This window comes from Snodgrassella sp. B3837, assembly GCF_026535955.1.
Taxonomy (GTDB): Bacteria; Pseudomonadota; Gammaproteobacteria; order Burkholderiales; family Neisseriaceae; genus Snodgrassella; species Snodgrassella alvi_E.
Genome location: NZ_JAFNPI010000010.1, coordinates 27,124 through 45,983, shown reverse-complemented (window position 1 = coordinate 45,983; position 18,860 = coordinate 27,124). Strand labels below are relative to the sequence as shown.

The window sequence follows — 18,860 nt, the reverse complement described above, 5'->3', positions numbered from 1 at the left end:
GTGAAAATCCGCCATCTTTACGGTCATACTCTGTTGGCGTAATCGTGATCACATTATTCGCCAATTTAATTATCACACAGGCAGTCTCTTTTTCCAGCCTTCTAAAATTTTTATAGCCAGCAAAGCTCAGAAAGGCCTTGTTATATGAATCTTCATCTTTTACCCATTCTTGAACGTCAATAAACTTAGAAGTATTGGTTATCTTTAATACAAGTTTACCTAACAATACCGGTATCAGCTCTTTTGAAATACGCGCTCTGACGTGAGAATGGACAAGACCAGGACCGTAATTATCATGAAAGAATCCTTGTATAATCACAGAATCGTCAGGTAGTATATATAAATTACATCCCTTTGCTTTCGGTTCGTGCAGCATTTTTCTACTCCTTAATTTATGGTATGGATTGTACTATTACAGAAATTCCTGACCAACGAAAAGCAGCCTATCGCTGAATTTGCTCACATAGTTAAGCCTGTTCTACATTTGCCGCATCATTTTCAGTTACACTAAGTAATATTTTTTTGCAGTGCACTAAGCGCATAATATGAATACTATTTCCATAGTGTTATTTCACTATCATCTAAACTTCTTTTTATTATTTCCTCGCTCCCATTTATAAACCATATGATATGGAAAATCTTTATCTCAAAGCACTTTAATCTTTTCTATTTTAAAACCTATTGCTCCGCTATAAGCATCATTTTCCTTTAAAATCATAGTTAATCCTGAATAATTGACGATCTCCAGACATTTCCACACCTGTACCAAAAATAGCTCCTGTTTCATTTTTTCCTGGTCCACCAAAACCAAATGATAGTTTTACAGGATGTCCGTTGACTTTATCTAAACGAAACTGAGATTGTGCCTGAGGTAACATTGTTGATTTATATAATATATATAATTTCAAATATTTAACGTTCAATTTTTGATATATATCCAGCACCCAACCTTGGTTTTCCTATAAGTTAATGCTTATGTTTCATACCTTATAAATTGAGTACCTGCATCAGAAAAATCAAATCTCTTGGAGGATCCTGAACTGGGAATTGTATTTTCCAATAGAGCATAGTTCCTCCAACAACACCAAGAATCATTCGAACAGTAAAGAATACATCTAAAACAGCATTAATTTTATGGTATACGTTAAGTATTCTTTAGGCTGTATTAAATGAATTCAAATTTAATTAAATATTAAGCCATGTCATAACATCGCTCAACCCTATATATCCGCTTGGATCGATTTTATTTACCGGATCTAAACTAGTATGAATATACTTATGCAGAGTACTAGGTGTTTTATTTTTACCCTCAAAATCATTCCTACTAATGAATCTTTTTATCATAAGAGAATGTTTTTATTTTTGCATTTAACTAGCGTTGATTTAGTGTCTGGTTAATCAGCAGCCATAACCAGCTGACCAGTACAAAAGGCATTGTCAGTACCGGAAGTGAATAGGGTTTCACAAGAGTAGTAAGGGCAGACTGAGTAAATACGGTGAGAATTATAGCCAGTAAAATATAGAAATTGGTTTTACTGTCTGGTGAATTGCTGAAGGTAATCAATGTAATAGCAGTTAATACCGCATTGAATGAATAAAGCCCCAGTGTAATAAACTCAAGTTGACCTCCGTACAGTAGGGCGATGCCGATGGCAAGGATTGAACCGATTATGGCATATAGGGTGATTCGGAGGGAATTAACAGCCAGAGCGATTAAAAATGTTATTCCTACCAGTATACTGTTGAATAAAAATACTTCAGCAATGCCAAGAATGCTGTTTGGCAGCAGGTGCAACAGTGTAAAGCTGGAGATGTGTGCTGTAGCGGTATCTGCCTGTACTCGTGACAGTGCTGAAAAAGAGGGAATTGCCAACAGAAATACCCAGGTAATCAGGATGAAGGGCATGGTCAGACAGGGTAGATACCATTGCTGTAATATAGTGCTTAGGGCTTTGGTAATGAATACCGAAAGTATGGATGCCAGCACGATAGTGCACCATAAATAGGGTGAATTTTCACAAAACGTAGCCAATGCAATGCCTGTCAGACAGGCATTAAAGCCATAGATTCCTTGCTGCCATGCTTTTTCATTAAGCTGATACACATAGGCCATGATGTTGGCACTGATTACGGCAACTAAACTGGCTACTCCTATAATTGGTTTGCCCGTAAAACATCCCCCCATCAGTACCCCTAGCAGAAAAATCAGTCCAGATAATGCATTGTTTTGGAGCATGACCTGACCGTAGCTGCGGAGAATCACATCCGTAAAGCGGACACAGTAGTTGTGGTTGCATAATTGATGCCATTGCGCTGCTACAGACATTTTTTTCATCCGTTTTCTCCTTTATTAATATTTCGGCTCAGTAGGTTAGACTGCTTTTATACTGTTTCTGCGTAGGTAAATGTTCTGGTAATGCGGGATGGAAATAAATATACGATATTTAATGCTGGTTGGGCGGAAAATTTTATTTTTTATGAGCTTGAAATATTTGATGATGAAAAGGTTCCTGCCAAATTGAGAGTATGCTTTTTCAGTGCTGTTGTTTAACTTTAGTTCTTTATTGTTTAGTTTGTTTTTTAATTTTTCATGTTTATAAGGTTTTTATTTGGGCAGATAAGTTGTGCTGAAACGTTTAAGAATCTGGAATTCAAAGCAAGTAAACATTGATTGGTTGGTAAAATCAAATACAGCTTAGGAAAGTTGATGTTTGTACTAAGTTTTCATTTTGAATAATTTTTGTAATATAAAAGAAGAAATAATTAAAATATTATTTTTAAATTTAATTAAATAGGGTAAATATGTGACTATTCTAAATCTGTATCTGGCCGTCAGGCTAGCAGTGAAACAGTACAATCTGAAAACAATTTTGCTCTGAGTAACGTGCAAGTTAATTAAATAAGCTAAACCAAGCAATATCTGCTTTCTAAAGTTGCTCTTATACTGAATTAATTGATATTAATAAAGAAAGGGCTCTTTCAATTATAAGTATGTGATCAGTGAAATTAAAGACAATCTGAATTTAACCAAAAGTAAAAAATGACGGCTGATATCCGAAGATTGTAGTGTTAGAACTGTCATCCCAGTTTTATTTTTCCATATTAATGTAGCGATGATTTTGTATTCTGAAACTTTCAGCATTATGCTTGGTATTGAGGAAGGTTGATAATAATTGAAATGTGCTGAAATGAGCTTAAATCGTTCTCCGTGGTAGGAGTGGGCTTTATTGTCGCTGTTTTGGGATAATATTTAAAACGCGGTTTTATTTCATAATGCATGTATTAGTCAGACCCTGGTTTTCTGCTTTGATCGTTATTGCAATGAATTATCCGTTTAATTGGAACCGGAAGAGTGTTTGTATATGCACAACTGTTGCCAGTAGTAGTTGTATCTATGTTATTGTTTGATACTGGCTCGTTTCTGATTTTGTTTAGAAGAGTGGCTTCTAGCAACGGGAATTGAATGATAAAAATATTAAGAAGAAAGAATTTATGCAGCCTCATTTGAATTCAGTGGGCACACCTTTATTTTATGGCGTATTTATCGTCATCATAATTGTAATGATAGCGATAGATATGCTCACGCTGAAAAAAGAAGGCGTACATCGCGTTAGCACTAAAGAAGCGCTGCTGTGGACATGCGTCTGGATTGCTGTTTCACTTGGTTTTGCTGTCTGGCTCTATTTTGAGCTGCTGCATAATCCGGTGCTGGGCAGTGAGGTGGCTGCTGATTCGGTGATGGATTTTCTTACTGGCTATGTGCTGGAAAAATCGTTATCGGTGGACAATATTTTTGTCTTCGTGCTGATATTTAGTTATTTTAAGGTGCCGGCAGAGTATCAACACCGAGTGTTATTGTACGGAGTATTGGGGGCAATTGTCCTACGTGCTGTGATGGTGGCTTTGGGTGCAGTTCTGGTCAGCCGCTTTGAGTGGGTGCTGTATCTGTTTGGTATATTCCTGCTTTATAGCGGGATTAAGCTGATGCTGCCGGAAAAAGATGAGAATAAAAGTTTGGCTGATAACCCACTGATAGGTTGGCTGCACCGCCATATGCGTGTAAGTGAGCAATTTAACCGTGAGAAATTTTTTACCATCGAAAACGGTCAGCGCATGGCCACGCCATTATTGCTTACATTGGTAGTGATTGAATTGAGTGATGTGGTTTTTGCTGTAGACAGTATACCGGCTGTCTTTGCTGTGACCACTGATCCATTTATTGTGTTTACTTCGAATATTTTCGCGGTGCTTGGTTTGCGTGCGATGTATTTTTTATTGGCCAATGTGGTTGAAAAATTTGTTTATCTCAAATATGGGTTGGCAGTGGTCCTGACTTTTATCGGTGCCAAAATGCTGGTGGCAAAATGGTGGCACATTCCTTCTTTTGCTTCACTGGCTGTGGTATTTACTGCTTTACTGCTGGCGATTCTGGCTTCATGGTGGAAAACCAGAAAGCAGCCGCATAATCTGTAGACGACAAAGGAATTTTTTCCCAACAGCCCGCTTCAGCTTATTTTGAATGTTAATACACACAATAATGGCTGGCGGGCTGATACTCTGTAAGTAAGCTAAAAACAGAATGAAAAGCTCAGGCCAATTTGTCTACAATTTCACTTACTCGAGCTACGTAGATTTTTACAGTTTCGATATCACCGGCTGGAATCTCATCGACACTGGCATCGGCTGGTGTCTGAACCATTGCTCCGATGGAACCTCCGAGTACATTTACATCATTGCGCGCTGCTTCTTTGGAGTTAGCCGGCAGTAGTCCGAGACTTACCCAGATGCCGCCATGCTGTGCTGCCAGTGTCTGCATCCAGATTAAGGTTACTTGTTTGTCGCCACTAAAACTGGCACTGTTGGTGAAGCCGCCAAACACTTTATTTTGCCATGCCCGCTCTGCCCACAGGCCGGATGTGGCGTCGGCTACTTTCTTAAACTGCCAAGGTACATTGCCCATATAGGTAGGTGCGGCAAAGATAATACCTTTGGCCTGATGCAACTGCTGCCACTGATCATCATCCAGCTCTCCATTGGCATCGATTTCTACCAGTACAGCATCGGTATCGGCTGCAGCTGCCTGAGCAATTTTAAGTGTATGGCCATAACCGGAAAATACCAAAATAGCTAGTTTACTCATGTATCTGTTCCTTATGATTGATTACCAAAACAGCTTAAGCGGGTGGCGCTACTATCGCAAGTATGATTCAGGAAATAAAAACGAGGATTATTGCCTGACAGTAAACTATCAATGCTTGGGTATAAAATTCTTTACAACCCAGTAATTGATCCAGAAACGACCCTTTGCAGACTCAGATGAAAGACTATATTGCACAGTTTAGTTGCATACTTGATAACGCAGTAAATAATTGTTAAACTGAATTAAATACATAATCATGTCTGAAACGTTTCAGGTATGAAAAGAAAACCTCGCCTGATTTCATCTGAAATATTGGTGTACAGAAGCGCGGTAGCATTCACATCAGGCACACAACCATTTCCAGATAGTTAAACACAAAAGATTGTCTCAAAACCTGCCCGAACTGCAGCCATTCATTTGTATGCTTAAGGGCAGCAAACGTGGTGTAACTTCTATAAATGAAAGGTAAATATATGGCGTACGCAAGTACCAATCCCTACACCGAGCAACAGGTAAAAGCATTTTCTGATACCACCGATGTTGAACTGGAAACTGCTTTGAATCATGCAGATGCTGCTTTTAAACAGTGGAAAAACACTACGTTTGCCCAGCGTGCGCGTGTTTTACAAAATGCTGCTGATATTCTTCGAGCCAATATTGATGAATATGCCCAGTTACTGACACTGGAAATGGGTAAACTATTTAGCGAAGCTAAAGCTGAAACCGAGCTTTCTGCGCAGATTTTTGAGTATTATGCTGTTCATGCTGAGCGTCAGCTTCAGCCGGAAGTGTTGCCAGTTACTTCCAACAAGGGCAACCGTGCTCGCATTGAGTTTGCTCCACAAGGTATTATTTTGGCAGTTGAGCCGTGGAACTTCCCATATTATCAGATTGCCCGTATTGCAGCCCCGCAGCTTGCTGCCGGTAATGTGGTTGTGCTGAAACATGCGTCCAATGTGCCGCAATGTGCCGCCAAAATGGCTGCCATGCTGTTACAGGCTGGTTTACTGGATGGTGCGTTTCAGAACCTGTACCCAACGCATGCACAACTGGCAAAAATCATTGCTGACCCGCGCGTGCGTGGTGTGGCCTTAACCGGTTCAGAAGGTGCTGGTGCTATTGTGGCTGCACAGGCTGGAGCAGCATTAAAAAAATGTACTCTTGAGCTTGGTGGCGCCGATGCATTTATCGTTCTGAATGATGCCGATATCGAAAAAGCAGCCAAATGGGCTGTATTTGGCCGTCACTGGAATGCAGGGCAGGTGTGTGTGAGTGCCAAACGCATTATTGTAGAAGAAGGTGTTTACGATCGTTTCCTGAATCTGTACCGCGAAGGAGTGCGTCAGCTGCGCATGGGTGACCCGATGGATGCCGCTACCACACTGGCACCGCTATCTTCTCGTTCTGCGGTGACTGGTTTGCAACAACAATTGGATGAAGCGGTAAAACTGGGCGCTCATGCTGAAGAAATTGCATTGGATATGCCGGCTCAAGGCTGTTTTTTCCGACCGGTTATCCTGACCAATATTCAGCCGGATAATCCGGCACGTCACTGGGAATTTTTTGGTCCGGTTTCTTCTATTTATCGCGCCAAAGATGCAGCTCATGCCATTGAAATCGCCAACGATACCCCATATGGCTTAGGAGGTTCTATCTTTACGTCTGATGAAGAACGCGGTGCCAAACTGGCTCAGCAGATTGATACGGGTATGGTCTTTATTAATCATCCCACCATGGTTAAAGCTGATTTGCCGTTTGGTGGAGTGAAACGCTCCGGCTTCGGACGCGAATTGCTTGATTTAGGATTAAAAGAATTCGTGAATGCTAAACTGGTAAGTATTGCAGACATCGACGCTGAATTCTAAATTTGTTTGAAAACTAACGGGGCTGCTGGACAAATAGCAGCCCCGTTTTTTATTTTTAAGATAATTCTTTCACAAATATTTTGTCTGAATAACATTGGGCCAACAGCCATCCAAACAGAAGTGTTTAAAAGATGAGACAGATAAATTACTGAAATGTAATATAAATGTAGCATTGTGGTAAAAGTCAGCCAACTTATCCTGCTCCAATCATTTTTCAGCTAAAGTAGTTTAATCAACTTCATGTGTACCATCATGTTGATAATAATTAGCTTTTTAAAGCGTGCCAGCAAATAGACAGGAGGCAGTATGCTAACCATAATCGCCGCACCCACCACTCAGGACTTTGCTAATCCGCGCCTGAGCGACACTTATAGCCAGCCGCAATTTCTGACACAGAGTGAACAGCTGGTACAGATCTGCCGCAAACTTAGCCTCAAACAATTAGAAGAAATTATGCACATTAGCCCGCATCTGGCTGAAGTGAATCAGCAACGCTTTCGCGATTGGAAGCCGCCATTTACCCTCAATAATGCTTTACAGGCTATCTTTGCCTATGGCGGTGATATTTACAATAGCATGCGCGTCAGTGAATTATCATTGCACGAACTAGACTACATGCAGAAAACGGTATCCATTCTTTCTGGACTTTATGGTTTACTGCGGCCACTGGATTTAATTCAACCGTATCGTCTGAGTATGAATGTGCGACTGGAAAATCCAAAGGGAATCAATTTGTATCATTTCTGGCATGACATTCTCACCAACCATCTGAATCAGATTGAAACCGATACCATCATCGACTTAGCCTTTGACAATTATTTCAAAGTAATTGATAGCGATAAACTGAAAGCCAAAGTAATTAAACCTGTATTTCTTGATGAAAAATCCGGTAAATACATGAATGTCAACGCCTATGATAAAGAAGCGATGGGTTTGATGACTCGCTTTATTGTGCGAAACAAACTTGAGTCGTCTAAAATGCTGCATGAATTCAGCGACCATGGTTACCAGTATTGCGCAAAAGAATCGAATGAACACGAGCTGGTGTTTAAACGTTCTGAAAAAACAGCGCAGCAGTATCAAAATCGGAATTAATTTCAGCATCCGGATACTAACGGCTGAAAAAGCGCGTAAGTTACACATAAAAATGTGGTGCTTGCAGTAGATTTCGGTACAATCCCCGCTTTAAACCATATAGAGATCTGACCATGTCTGAAACAACGCCGATTTGCCCGCAATGCGCTAGTGAACAAAATTACTTTGATGGCAATTTTACTGTTTGCCTCGAATGCGGGCATGAATGGGATGCTAATAGTACACCAGCCACACAGGAGCTGGATGTCAAAGACAGTAATGGCAATCCGTTAGCCAACGGTGATGATGTGATTCTGATTAAAGATCTCAAGCTCAAAGGCAGTAGCACCGTATTGAAAAAAGGTGCCAAAGCCAAAGGAATCCGTCTGGTTGAAGGTGACCACGAGATAGACTGTAAAGTAGACGGAATGAAAATCATGCTCAAAGCATGCTTTGTTAAAAAAGCCTAATACTCTGAACGATTGAAATACCGCCAATCTAAGTGCCTAAACAAAGCATTGTAGACTGGCGGTTTTTATATGTGGATCATTTAATTATCCACAAACTGTTATTACAGCTTAGTTATCCACAGTATCAAGCCCCAGATCAACTACAGCATACACACGGTTATCAAGCTTATCCGCACTGATTCTTTGTAAAATTATCCGCGCTAACTCTGCTCTATGAATATAACCCTGTACCTGCTGCTGATAAAAACACTTGCCAGTGCCAGTAGCTTCACCTTGCGCCAGACCACCCGGACGCAAAATCTCATAATTTAGCGTACTGGTTTGCAGCCACACCTCTGCTAGAGATTTTTCTCGCACTGCATGTCCGAAAGCTTTTTTTGCACGCTCTGACATTGTTGCCCAAGTATCACCACAGCCCAATGATGTCACCAGCAGCATCTGGCCGATACCACATAGCTCTGCCGTATCCATAATCAACCGCTGTGCCAGATAGTGCGCGCCTGCCGAACCACCCAAGGTAGATACAATCACAGTATCCTGACCAGCTAGCTTGCACACTTCGCGCACACTGGATTCATTCGTGGCATCTCCAACTATTGTTTCCACTCCTTGCTGTTGTAACTGGCGGGCAAAATCCTCATCCCGTACCAGTGCCACACAGCGCCAGCGACCGGTCTGCATTAAAGCCTGCTGCAATACCTGATAAGCTGTGCCCATTTTTGGGCTTACCCCGAACAACAGTAATGTTTTCATCATTGCTCCTGTGTGGTGGCAAAACGCTGTGTCAGTCTGCGGAACTTAGTTAATTGCTCCGCTTTCAGCTGCCGCTGCTCATCTCGCCCCACAAAAATTTTAAACATTGCGTCACCATGCTGGTTGAGAAAAATAATCGACGCCGTAGCCATTTGCATAAAACTGCGTTCTACAAAAGCAATCTGCGCACAGTTTTCTGCGCGAATATGGCCGCCGAACCCCTGCTGATGTTGCAGATTGAAATAACCGGCACCATATTTACCTGCTGGTAGTAAACCCGAAAATTCCGCAATAATATCTGCTGTATGCACCAGAAAAGTAATTTCTCCCCATGATTGCACATCTTGCCACACTGCATCAAAGTGGTTGCCAGCGGTTATCACCACATCCGGTATTGCCTTAATCACCTCAGCCAGTGTCACCTGATATTGTTGCGCAATCTGTTCCAGCGTCCCTTCTGGATTGCTACGCATAAATAGTTGCAGATTATTGTTTTGTGAATGTTTTGTCATCGTTTTCCCTTAATCAAGTCAATTGGACTAAACGTATTTTTGTCACGACGTTGTGGCAAAACGCTGTATTGGTTTGCCGGTGGGGTGGCGTTGCATCATTTTTTCCTGCCACTCAATATGTTCAGGATTATTTAAAGCCAGCAGTAACTGCTGCAATGCTTGCAACAGATTACTTGACCAAAAACGGCCAGACGGCGTTAAACGCACGTAGCCCCTTTCATTGACCAGCAGACCAGCCTGCTGCCACTGCATAAGTAGCGGTTCCAACAACTCCGCCTGAGACGTTAGCGCGGGTAAATTCACCCGTCCCACTTCAATCCCCGCCTGAAGCTGATGTAACCAGCTACCCAACAATGATTTATCCGTTAGCATCATCAAAGGCTTTTTACCTGACTGCATCTGTGTATAGTATTCAGTCAGATCACGATGCAGCATAAACGAATGCCCATTTAAACGCCCGCCTGCGCCGGAGCCAAAAGCAAAAAAATCTGCTCCCTGCTTAATCAACAGGTTATATAAATTTCGTTCACGTGTGGTTTTTGCCCAATGGCTGTTACTTAATTGCATCCAGCCCTGCTGGCGTAAAAACGCCGCACCTTGTAAATAAAATTCACATTTAGCTGCCACGGCAGGCAATTCAAGCTGTCCTTTATCTACTCGTCTAGCCAAAGGCGTAGTTGGCAGCAGATTCAATGCATACAAATCTAACCCGTCCAGCGGCAAAGCGGCTGCCAGCTCCAGATCAGGCTGCCAGCTTTGCACAGTTTGCCCCGGCAAACCGAACATCAAATCACACACCAGTGCTACACAGTCTAGCCTCCCAATACGCTCAAATGTCTCAACAATCTGCTCACGGCTGGATAACCGTCCCAGCTTCTGCCGGATATCCGTATCAAAAGTTTGCACACCGATAGAAAACCGATTCGCACCGGCGGCAATATAACTTTCTGTACGTGCCTCATCAAAATCGGAAATTCGCCCCTCAATCGTAATTTCACAATCTGGCGCCAGTGGCAAAGATTGTCTGAGTAGGCTGATAACCCGCGCCAGTTGACCTGCGGGTAGAGCAGATGGTGTACCGCCCCCAAAATAAATAGCGTGAATCGGTGCAGACTGCATCACTGGATTATTCATTTCCAGAGCAATCTCAGCTAGTAAAGTCGTTATATACTTATCCGTATCAAATCTGCGCAGCAGATTCTGGTAAAAACCACAAAACTGACAATGCGTTTCACAAAAAGGAATATGAATATAAATCAGCCTTTTATTGCCAGATATTGGCGATTGCTGCAATAAAGTCCATTGCTTTTCTATCTTTTCAGCTGCTAAAGGCAAACTGGCACGTAATGGCATCACCGCCCATCTATCCTGAAACGGCACCCCAGAAGAGGCGGCGTAAAAACGGCTTAAATCCAAAGAGTTCATAACACAGACATCAAATCAAAGTGTCAGGATTAAATAATAATTATTCTCATATGGCAATGGTTTTAAGCCAGCAAAATGCTACAACTTCCGCTTTATTGACACACATCAACTGACATAAAAAATGCCGGCAGAAAGGCCGATTTAGAACACACCAGTAGCGAAAAACCAGTTTAACCAAAGCAGCAACAGGCAAAAAACAGCAGCCAAATCAACCGACGTAACCCAAATGAAATCCACCACCAAATGCAATCTTCATCTACTAAAATAGCTTCAGAACCGCCATCTGAACAAACAAAGCAGCTCAACAAAAATTTGCTATAATCAATCTTCATATACGCAGCGTGCAGCCAGCTAGCGTCAGCACCTTAACGAATCGGTTTGTGACCTAATTTGCAGCTCACAGACCAACAGCAGCACAAACCAGCTTAGCGTCACCGATTAGCCAAGAACTATTACTACCCACATCTGCCCAGCCAGAGTACAGAAAGCCGTCTTATCTTTATTGCGCGTTGTGCTTTCCTGCGCTAGCTCAAATCAATCAGCATGCCCAGCTAAATAGAATAACTAAATCATCCGCAAAAAAAACTATAAAAAGTAGCAAGTGGACAGCAAGCTGAAATTTTGCCCAACACAAGCCACATGGTAGAGAGTAAAAAACTAGCGGCCACTAACACGACTTGGCCACACAACTACTAAACACAGCGCGGCTGAATTGACAAACACAACCACCCTTAGCATGATAAGCGCATGAGGTGTCGAAGTCTTCACAAAATAAAAATCGCAGCAAAATTGCAGTTTTTGAACATAAAAATTTATTTATGACAAATGAATATTTTTTTATGGACAAGAGGGCGTAAAATACATTACCAGCGAAAGAAATAATTTTAGCCTGCTTTGTTAAGTCTTCTAACCTCAGGGAATTTACAAGCTTAAAACAATCACACAACCAAGCGCAAATCAACGCGCTCAAGTTCGCAGCTGCACCTGCATCTGACATAGCCAAGGAGGTGCACTATGACCCGCGAACAGATCCTCACCACCGGCCTAAGCAATAGCATCGGCTTATTACTCGAACAGATAGCCGAACTGGCGAGTATTCAGCATCTACAGCTCAGCACAGAAGAAAAAGCGCAGCAGCTCAGCTGCCTTCACCTAAGCAGCATCATCGAATATTGCCAAGCCATCAACAGCCTCAGCAAACAAATAAACCAAACCCTGAGTAAACTGATGCTCGAACGCCAGTACGTATTCGCCAATACCCAACTGGTAAACGACGACGAAATGCTTCAGTTCAGCGGCATTTTCTCCACCCAGCTCGAAAGCCTCACCAGCAGCATCAAGCGCATCTACCAGCAAAGCTTAGCCATCAAACAAATTAACTAAGCAAAACTCATCGTTCACACAACCCGCCTTAGCCAACAGACTAGGGCAGGTTTTAGGTGTTTTATCATTTTCGTAACAGAATTATTTAAAAAATATATTATTGTCTTCTAATAAAAAAATTGATAATCTTATCTACACTTATTTATGTAAATTAATAATAAATTATATTTGTTAGAATAGTTTTATTAAAAGGAATAAATAATGGGAAGAAAAGCTCGATTAAAAAGAGAAAAAAGAGAAAATCAAAAAAAAATTTTTAATTCATTGGATTATCAAAATGATAATAGTAAATTCGAATCAAGTGTAAATCGTATTAAATTATTATTTAAAGAATATAAATTTTTAGATATAGCTTTGACGATTTGTGTTTCCGAATTGTGGCCGATGAATGTAGCTAGCCATGCTAAACATGCATTAGCCTGGTCAATTTTACTTGGTTTGTCAGAAGAAGATGAAAAGGCAAAATCTATCTCAAATTATAAAGAATTTAGCCTTTTTCTGAATAAACTATATTGTCTATGGCCTGAATTACCTTGCTTAGAAGATTATTCACCAGTTGCTGATTGGGGACAAATTAAGGTAGGACTTGACTCGGAATTTGTGCCTATATTTTATGGAAGTAATCTTGATCGTGTACCAGATTTTATTGAATCATTTCGAATCAAATATGCATCTAATCCTGTAGCGTTAGCTGATATGGATCTTATTATCGATATTCAAAGAAATATTATTAATTCTTTTGATGGTTTTGATAAAGAAAATATTTCAAATCCAACAAATGGATATGTAGAAGTTCCAACTGAAAAATTTTGGATTGCATGTATAAAAACTTTGATAAAAACTAAAGATTTGATATTTAAAAGATTGGATAAAAATAAAGAAAAATTAATTACACCAATTGGAGTTGGGAATAGTATCTATACACACAAGGAATTCATTAATAAATATCTAGAAAGTTATATTACTCCTCATGTATTTTTGTCTAAGAATGATTTACTAATTCCGATATCTGTACGTGAATTACCAGGAAAAATTATTAATTATTGGGCAAATAATAAAAATTTATATAATGAAAATATACCACATGCAAAAATAGCTGAATTTTTAAACAAACATTTTGAAAATGTATGTGGTTCTGGAGAACCTATTTATTTAGAAATTAATAATTCTATTTTTTCTAATTTAAGAATCACATGTTCAATAGCTGGAAAAGAGAGATTTCATTTAATTTGCTATTGTCAACTTGATTCATATAAAAATGCTCTAAATGAAACCAACTTGATTTATACACACTTACAGAAAGAATCTGAAATAGCTCTTTTATCACCATGTGGAAAAAAAAGGTTAGGGAGAAAAGATAAATCCAAGTTATGTAAAAATGATATACGTATTACACTTGTATTAGAAAATAATGCACTAGCCACTTCCTTATTAGAAATCCCTGAAGAGCCGGCACAATTTCTCACTTTAGCTGATTTTATTTCAATCTTTGATTCGATGGAAAATATAGATGAAATAGAAGAATTTGATCAGTATATGCAAGATGTAAATGATGAAACAAATCAGCATGATTTATTTTTTAATTTATATGCCTCTCCAGTAGATTGGTATGCTAGCTTTTGTGATTCAAAAGGTGTTTTATTTAATGGTTATTCTTCCCATGAAAAGATGGTATTTATTGATCCGCATTGGGGGGATATCTATCGTTTTAAGAAATTAAAAGAATTTTGGCATGATGCACCAGAAATATTTCCTGATAATGAAAAAACATGGAAAATTATTAAAACAGGTGCAATACAACATATGTATTCTATATGGAAGCCAATTAAAGCTTATTCAACAAAAGTTGGTAACTGTACCATACAGGCATTATACGATTATCAAGAAATACCAAATGAAGATAAAAATATTTTTGATAGTATGGTACAAATGATAATTGATTTAATTAATGAAAATAAACATTTATTGGTTAATATTCCTTTTATGAAAGAAAAGCATATTATATTTAATTGCACAATCAACAAAAATACCAAAATTGGATCAGAATCAAAAGGAATATTTATATCGAATATTTATTGCACAGAAAAAAATCATTATCATTTAACTTTAAATTATGAAAAAATTTTTGATTCATGTTCAAATAATAAGGACAATACTTATGAAAAAAAATTTTTATCGGAATTATTAATACTTTGCCATAGTATTAATAATGTGGAATTACCGAAAAACTTTATTAAATTGTTTACCGAACAAATCCCTTCTAAAAAACCAAGATTTTTATTTTACAAAGAAAAAAATTATGTAGACAGTCCTAAAACAGCAATGCCAATAATGGTTACTGAAAATGATTCTAAATTAGTTATTAAAGAAATCGCAATAGCTTTACATGATAGGAATATATATCCTGGAAAATATACTGTTGATGAAGCTAAATCTATAATAAAAGAAATTTCTTGTTTTTTTAAAATAAAGATTGAGTCGTTTTTAATTTCTTATAATAAAGAACAATTAATTGTTAGTTGTATTGAACAAATTAATGCTGCTTTGGTTAAGGAATATATCGACAATTTAAATATAAAACATAGTTTGGCACATGATGTAGATTATGATCGAGAGGAAGAAGTTAAAAATAGTAAAGAAAAAAACTCAATGATTATAAAATATTATCAATATTTATTAGAAAAAATAATAACTTTATCAATAAAAGGAGAGAATTCAGTTAATGATAAAGTATTAAGAAAACTATATTTTTATGTAAAATATTATTTTGATTTTAATAATGCAAGCGATATATTGCACTACGGAATTGCTATCGGAGGATTAGATATAAGTGAAAACTACATTCCACAAGTTTTTTATAATGATGAATTCGAAAATAATATTTCACGTTTTCAAAATAAATATTCAAAAAATATTTTAGGTATTGGTATAAATAAAGAAGATGAAATAAATAGTTTAAGTATTGGAATAAATTTATTAGAGAACAAACATTTTAATAATCTATTTCGAAAAGATTTAAATTTTGATTTTGTGCAACTAATAGATGCATTTCGAATTTTATACCAGCCAGTAGAATATGGTTTATCTAATAATATTTCATTATGCTATAGTGTAACTGAGGAAAAATTATTATCAGCTTTTTTAAATTTTATTAAATTCACTACAAAAGAAGAGGCAACTTATCTTTTAAAATTTTTGACTTTATCAGAATCTGGAATTCTTTGTTTAAGTGGTAAAGAACAAATTGAAACTGAAGTTCCTTATTGGGATCATTATAAGAGAATTTACCGATACAATTTGCGTCCGTTAATCAAATATAATAATAAATATTTTTGGGGCGCTGAACAAGCTTTTCGGAGCATGTTTATATGGCTAAGACAATTAAATAATGGTTATTTGCCAGCAGATTTTAACTGGCCTAATGTTGAACCTTATATTAAAAATATCAAGAAAGATTTAGAAGAAAAACTTGAAAAACAATCTCTTGATATATTCAAGAGATATACACCATATGTCGATAGTTTAGATTTTTACGATAAATATAAAAAGTATGAAAAATTTGATGATGTTGGTGACTTTGATGGGTTGGCATACTGGCCAGAAATAAATACTTTGATTTATGCTGAATGTAAATATAATAAACCAGCGTTTGTAATAAAAGATAGCCGCCGCTTACGTGATACAATATTTGGAAATAATCCTGAAGCGCATATGAAAAAGATTGCCAAAAGACGCGATTTTGTACTGAAAAATCGTCAACGTATGTTAGAAGTACTTGGATGGCCGCCCTCTGATAAACCAGAAATTAATTTAGAATTATATATTACAAAAGATTTACATTATTGGATGGTAGCACCTCCAAAAGATGTGCCAACCCAATTTGTCTGTATTGATAATTTAGATAACTGGTTGAAAAGTCATGTTCTAAAACAAGATTAAATCAGCAGATTATAAATTTAGACTATACTTATTATTTAAATATTTACAGGAAAAAATTAAAAAACCAGTGATGTTTCAAAGGCATCACTGGATATTTTTAATCAGTTTAGTTAAAAAGCTTATTTACTCCACCGTCACCGATTTTGCCAGATTACGCGGTTTATCCACATCGGTACCGCGTGCCAGTGCGGTGTGATACGCCAGTAGCTGTACCGGTATGGTGTGAACAATTGGCGACAGTACACCCATATGTCGCGGCGTGCGGATGACGTGTACGCCTTCGCCGGCGGTGAATTCGCTGTCTAAATCGGTAAATACAAACAGTTCGCCGCCGCGTGCTGCAACTTCCTGCATATTGGCTTTGACTTTCTCAAGTAAGCTGTCGTTGGGCGCGATAACCACTACCGGCATATTCTGGTCTACCAGTGCCAATGGCCCGTGTTTGAGTTCGCCGGCAGGATAAGCCTCTGCATGAATATAGGTGATTTCTTTCAGTTTCAGTGCACCTTCAAGGGCGATGGGGTAGTGGATGCCGCGGCCTAGAAACAGGGCGTTGTTTTTGGCGGCAAACTGGTTTGCCCAGCCGGCTATTTGCGGTTCCAGATTAAGTACATGCTGGATGCTGCCCGGTAGCAGGCGCAGTTCGCTGGTGTATTGCTCTTCTTCCTCAGGGGTAACCAGTCCGCGCATTTTGCCTAGGGTAACCGCCAGACCAAACAAGGCCACTAGCTGGGTGGTGAAGGCTTTAGTGGAAGCAACGCCGATTTCGGCACCGGCACGGGTATACAGTACCAGCTCGCTTTCGCGCGGCAGCGCAGATTCCATTACGTTGCAGATAGAGAGGCTGTGCTGCATGCCCAGTGATTGGGCATATTTGAGCGCCTCCATGGTGTCGAGGGTTTCGCCGGACTGGGAAATAGTAATCACCAGTTGTTCGGGGTCAGCAATCACTTTGCGGTAGCGGTATTCGCTGGCAATTTCCACATCGGTGGGTATCTGGGCGATGGCTTCGAGCCAGTAGCGTGCGGTTAGTGCGGCGTAGTAGGAGGTGCCGCAGGCAAGAATTTTGATGCTGCGAATGCGCTCAAAGATGGCGGCAGCATTAATGCCGAAGTTGGCCGGTTCGAAGCCGCCAACTAAAAATACTTCGGCGGTGTCGGTGATGGCTTTGGGCTGTTCGTGGATTTCTTTCTGCATAAAGTGGCTGTACAGGCCAAGTTCGAGCGAAGCGAGTGACAGTTCGGACATTTTGATTTCGCGTTCCACCGGTTGCTGGTGTTTGTCGAGCAGCAGGTCGATGCCGTCTGTGGATAACTGTACGATATCGCCATCTTCCAAGAATACCACGCGGCGTGTATAGGCAATTACAGCGGAGACATCCGAGGCGATAAAGCTTTCGTTTTCGCCCAGTGCCACTAAGAGCGGGCAGCCCATGCGGGCGGCTACCAGTTTTTCGGGGTTATCGCGAGCGATAACGCCGATGGCGTAGGCTCCTTGGAAACGCTGGCAGGCGTGTTGTACTGCTTGAAAAAGGTTGCCATTGCTGCTGTGGGTGTATTCGTAATGAATGCTGTGGGCAATCACTTCGGTATCGGTTTGTGAGGTGAACTGATAGCCCAGTGCTTCGAGGCGGTTGCGTTCGCTTTCGAAGTTTTCGATGATGCCGTTATGGACGATGGCTATCAGGTTATTGGAAATATGGGGATGGGCATTGGGTTCGGTAACACCGCCGTGTGTTGCCCATCGGGTATGGCCGATGCCAAGGCTGCCTTTTAGACCTGCGGCTTGTGCGGCTTCTTCCATCAGTTTAACGCGGCCGACGCGACGTACGCGCTCTATGCCATTGGATGTCCAGACGGCGATACCAGAGGAGTCGTAACCGCGATATTCCAGTCGTTCCAGACCGCTGGTGAGAAATTCTACTACGTTATTCTGAGCGCGAATGGCGCCAACTATGCCACACATGTTTTATCCTTTTGCTACAGGCTGGTTGCTGGTGTGGCTGCGCGTCTGAAAGGTAAGACTGGCCGCGGCTGTTGTGCATGAGAGATGAATGCAGCGGTTGATGTCTATTTGGTGCGCAGTGCCATGCCTGTTTATGCTGTTTTCAATTGTTTAAGAAGACGATTGTAATGGAAATAGGCGTTTTGCACAGTAATGTTTGCTGATGCAGGCAGCTGAGTGTTTGTTTATTCGGTAGGGATGTGGTTGGGATGTGTTAATGATTGAGAAAAATTTATTTTTATTTATCAATAATGTTGATTTTTTATACGCTGGTCGACGGCGGTTGTATTTACAT

14 protein-coding genes are annotated in these 18,860 nt (G+C 39.8%); 6 read left to right on the top strand and 8 right to left on the bottom strand.

The window, feature by feature from the left end; all coding sequences use genetic code 11:
• The 3 genes from J3U67_RS03650 to J3U67_RS03640 all read right to left on the bottom strand — a co-directional run.
• The coding region (locus J3U67_RS03650; RefSeq protein WP_267403859.1) for a contact-dependent growth inhibition system immunity protein at window positions 1–376 on the bottom strand (376 nt) is incomplete at its 3' end.
• A gap of 322 nt (window positions 377–698) precedes the next feature.
• Window positions 699–878 (bottom strand): hypothetical protein, encoded by a 180-nt coding sequence (locus tag J3U67_RS03645; protein WP_267403857.1) that lies wholly within the window; start codon window positions 876–878, stop codon window positions 699–701.
• Window positions 879–1,372: 494 nt separating this feature from the next.
• A complete protein-coding gene (locus J3U67_RS03640; RefSeq protein ID WP_267403855.1) occupies window positions 1,373–2,335 on the bottom strand; it encodes an urea transporter in 963 nt (320 codons plus the stop codon).
• Window positions 2,336–3,492: 1,157 nt separating this feature from the next.
• On the opposite strand from J3U67_RS03640, the gene J3U67_RS03635 reads away from it, so the two are divergent.
• The gene (locus tag J3U67_RS03635; protein ID WP_323811377.1) at window positions 3,493–4,473 is read left to right on the top strand and encodes a TerC family protein; all 981 of its coding nucleotides are present in this window, start codon (window positions 3,493–3,495) and stop codon (window positions 4,471–4,473) included.
• 115 nt (window positions 4,474–4,588) lie between these two features.
• On the opposite strand, the gene J3U67_RS03630 is transcribed toward J3U67_RS03635, so the two are convergent.
• Window positions 4,589–5,140 carry a flavodoxin family protein gene (locus J3U67_RS03630; RefSeq protein WP_100140719.1) on the bottom strand — a complete coding sequence of 184 codons (552 nt, stop codon included), beginning with the start codon at window positions 5,138–5,140 and terminating at the stop codon, window positions 4,589–4,591.
• Between the two features lie 473 nt (window positions 5,141–5,613).
• Here J3U67_RS03630 and J3U67_RS03625 point away from each other — a divergent pair, with 473 nt between their 5' ends.
• The 3 genes from J3U67_RS03625 (at window position 5,614) to J3U67_RS03615 (ending at window position 8,549) form a co-directional block, all read left to right on the top strand.
• Window positions 5,614–7,005: an NAD-dependent succinate-semialdehyde dehydrogenase gene (locus J3U67_RS03625; RefSeq protein WP_100140785.1), complete on the top strand. Its 1,392-nt coding sequence runs from the start codon at window positions 5,614–5,616 to the stop codon at window positions 7,003–7,005.
• Window positions 7,006–7,311: 306 nt separating this feature from the next.
• Window positions 7,312–8,100 (top strand): YaaA family protein, encoded by a 789-nt coding sequence (locus J3U67_RS03620; protein ID WP_267403853.1) that lies wholly within the window; start codon window positions 7,312–7,314, stop codon window positions 8,098–8,100.
• 113 nt (window positions 8,101–8,213) lie between these two features.
• Window positions 8,214–8,549 (top strand): zinc ribbon domain-containing protein YjdM, encoded by a 336-nt coding sequence (locus J3U67_RS03615; protein WP_267403851.1) that lies wholly within the window; start codon window positions 8,214–8,216, stop codon window positions 8,547–8,549.
• Window positions 8,550–8,657: 108 nt separating this feature from the next.
• Here the strand turns inward: J3U67_RS03615 and J3U67_RS03610 are convergent, their stop codons facing one another.
• The 3 genes from J3U67_RS03610 to hutW are packed head-to-tail and all read right to left on the bottom strand — an operon-like array spanning window position 8,658 to window position 11,239.
• On the bottom strand, window positions 8,658–9,302 hold the full coding sequence (locus J3U67_RS03610) for an NAD(P)H-binding protein (RefSeq protein ID WP_267403849.1): 645 nt from the start codon (window positions 9,300–9,302) through the stop codon (window positions 8,658–8,660).
• Window positions 9,302–9,814: a heme utilization cystosolic carrier protein HutX gene (hutX, locus tag J3U67_RS03605; RefSeq protein ID WP_267403847.1), complete on the bottom strand. Its 513-nt coding sequence runs from the start codon at window positions 9,812–9,814 to the stop codon at window positions 9,302–9,304. The genes J3U67_RS03610 and hutX overlap by 1 nt, the downstream gene beginning before the upstream one ends.
• Window positions 9,815–9,856: 42 nt before the next feature.
• Window positions 9,857–11,239, bottom strand: coding sequence for a heme anaerobic degradation radical SAM methyltransferase ChuW/HutW (gene hutW / locus J3U67_RS03600; RefSeq protein ID WP_267403845.1), 1,383 nt, complete (start codon window positions 11,237–11,239; stop codon window positions 9,857–9,859).
• A gap of 1,014 nt (window positions 11,240–12,253) precedes the next feature.
• On the opposite strand from hutW, the gene J3U67_RS03595 reads away from it, so the two are divergent.
• Window positions 12,254–12,622, top strand: a complete 369-nt coding sequence (locus tag J3U67_RS03595) for a hypothetical protein (RefSeq protein WP_267403843.1) — start codon at window positions 12,254–12,256, stop codon at window positions 12,620–12,622.
• 201 nt (window positions 12,623–12,823) lie between these two features.
• Window positions 12,824–16,561: a hypothetical protein gene (locus J3U67_RS03590; protein ID WP_267403841.1), complete on the top strand. Its 3,738-nt coding sequence runs from the start codon at window positions 12,824–12,826 to the stop codon at window positions 16,559–16,561.
• A 123-nt stretch (window positions 16,562–16,684) separates the two neighbouring features.
• Here J3U67_RS03590 and glmS read toward each other — a convergent pair whose 3' ends face one another.
• On the bottom strand, window positions 16,685–18,526 hold the full coding sequence (glmS, locus tag J3U67_RS03585) for a glutamine--fructose-6-phosphate transaminase (isomerizing) (RefSeq protein ID WP_267403839.1): 1,842 nt from the start codon (window positions 18,524–18,526) through the stop codon (window positions 16,685–16,687).
• Window positions 18,527–18,860: the final 334 nt, after the last annotated feature.

Coding starts and splice junctions, on each gene's coding strand:
- J3U67_RS03645 (WP_267403857.1), bottom strand. CDS start 878: ATGTTACCTCAGGCACAATCTCAGTTTCGTTTAGATAAAGTCAACGGA.
- J3U67_RS03640 (WP_267403855.1), bottom strand. CDS start 2,335: ATGAAAAAAATGTCTGTAGCAGCGCAATGGCATCAATTATGCAACCAC.
- J3U67_RS03635 (WP_323811377.1), top strand. CDS start 3,493: ATGCAGCCTCATTTGAATTCAGTGGGCACACCTTTATTTTATGGCGTA.
- J3U67_RS03630 (WP_100140719.1), bottom strand. CDS start 5,140: ATGAGTAAACTAGCTATTTTGGTATTTTCCGGTTATGGCCATACACTT.
- J3U67_RS03625 (WP_100140785.1), top strand. CDS start 5,614: ATGGCGTACGCAAGTACCAATCCCTACACCGAGCAACAGGTAAAAGCA.
- J3U67_RS03620 (WP_267403853.1), top strand. CDS start 7,312: ATGCTAACCATAATCGCCGCACCCACCACTCAGGACTTTGCTAATCCG.
- J3U67_RS03615 (WP_267403851.1), top strand. CDS start 8,214: ATGTCTGAAACAACGCCGATTTGCCCGCAATGCGCTAGTGAACAAAAT.
- J3U67_RS03610 (WP_267403849.1), bottom strand. CDS start 9,302: ATGAAAACATTACTGTTGTTCGGGGTAAGCCCAAAAATGGGCACAGCT.
- hutX (WP_267403847.1), bottom strand. CDS start 9,814: ATGACAAAACATTCACAAAACAATAATCTGCAACTATTTATGCGTAGC.
- hutW (WP_267403845.1), bottom strand. CDS start 11,239: ATGAACTCTTTGGATTTAAGCCGTTTTTACGCCGCCTCTTCTGGGGTG.
- J3U67_RS03595 (WP_267403843.1), top strand. CDS start 12,254: ATGACCCGCGAACAGATCCTCACCACCGGCCTAAGCAATAGCATCGGC.
- J3U67_RS03590 (WP_267403841.1), top strand. CDS start 12,824: ATGGGAAGAAAAGCTCGATTAAAAAGAGAAAAAAGAGAAAATCAAAAA.
- glmS (WP_267403839.1), bottom strand. CDS start 18,526: ATGTGTGGCATAGTTGGCGCCATTCGCGCTCAGAATAACGTAGTAGAA.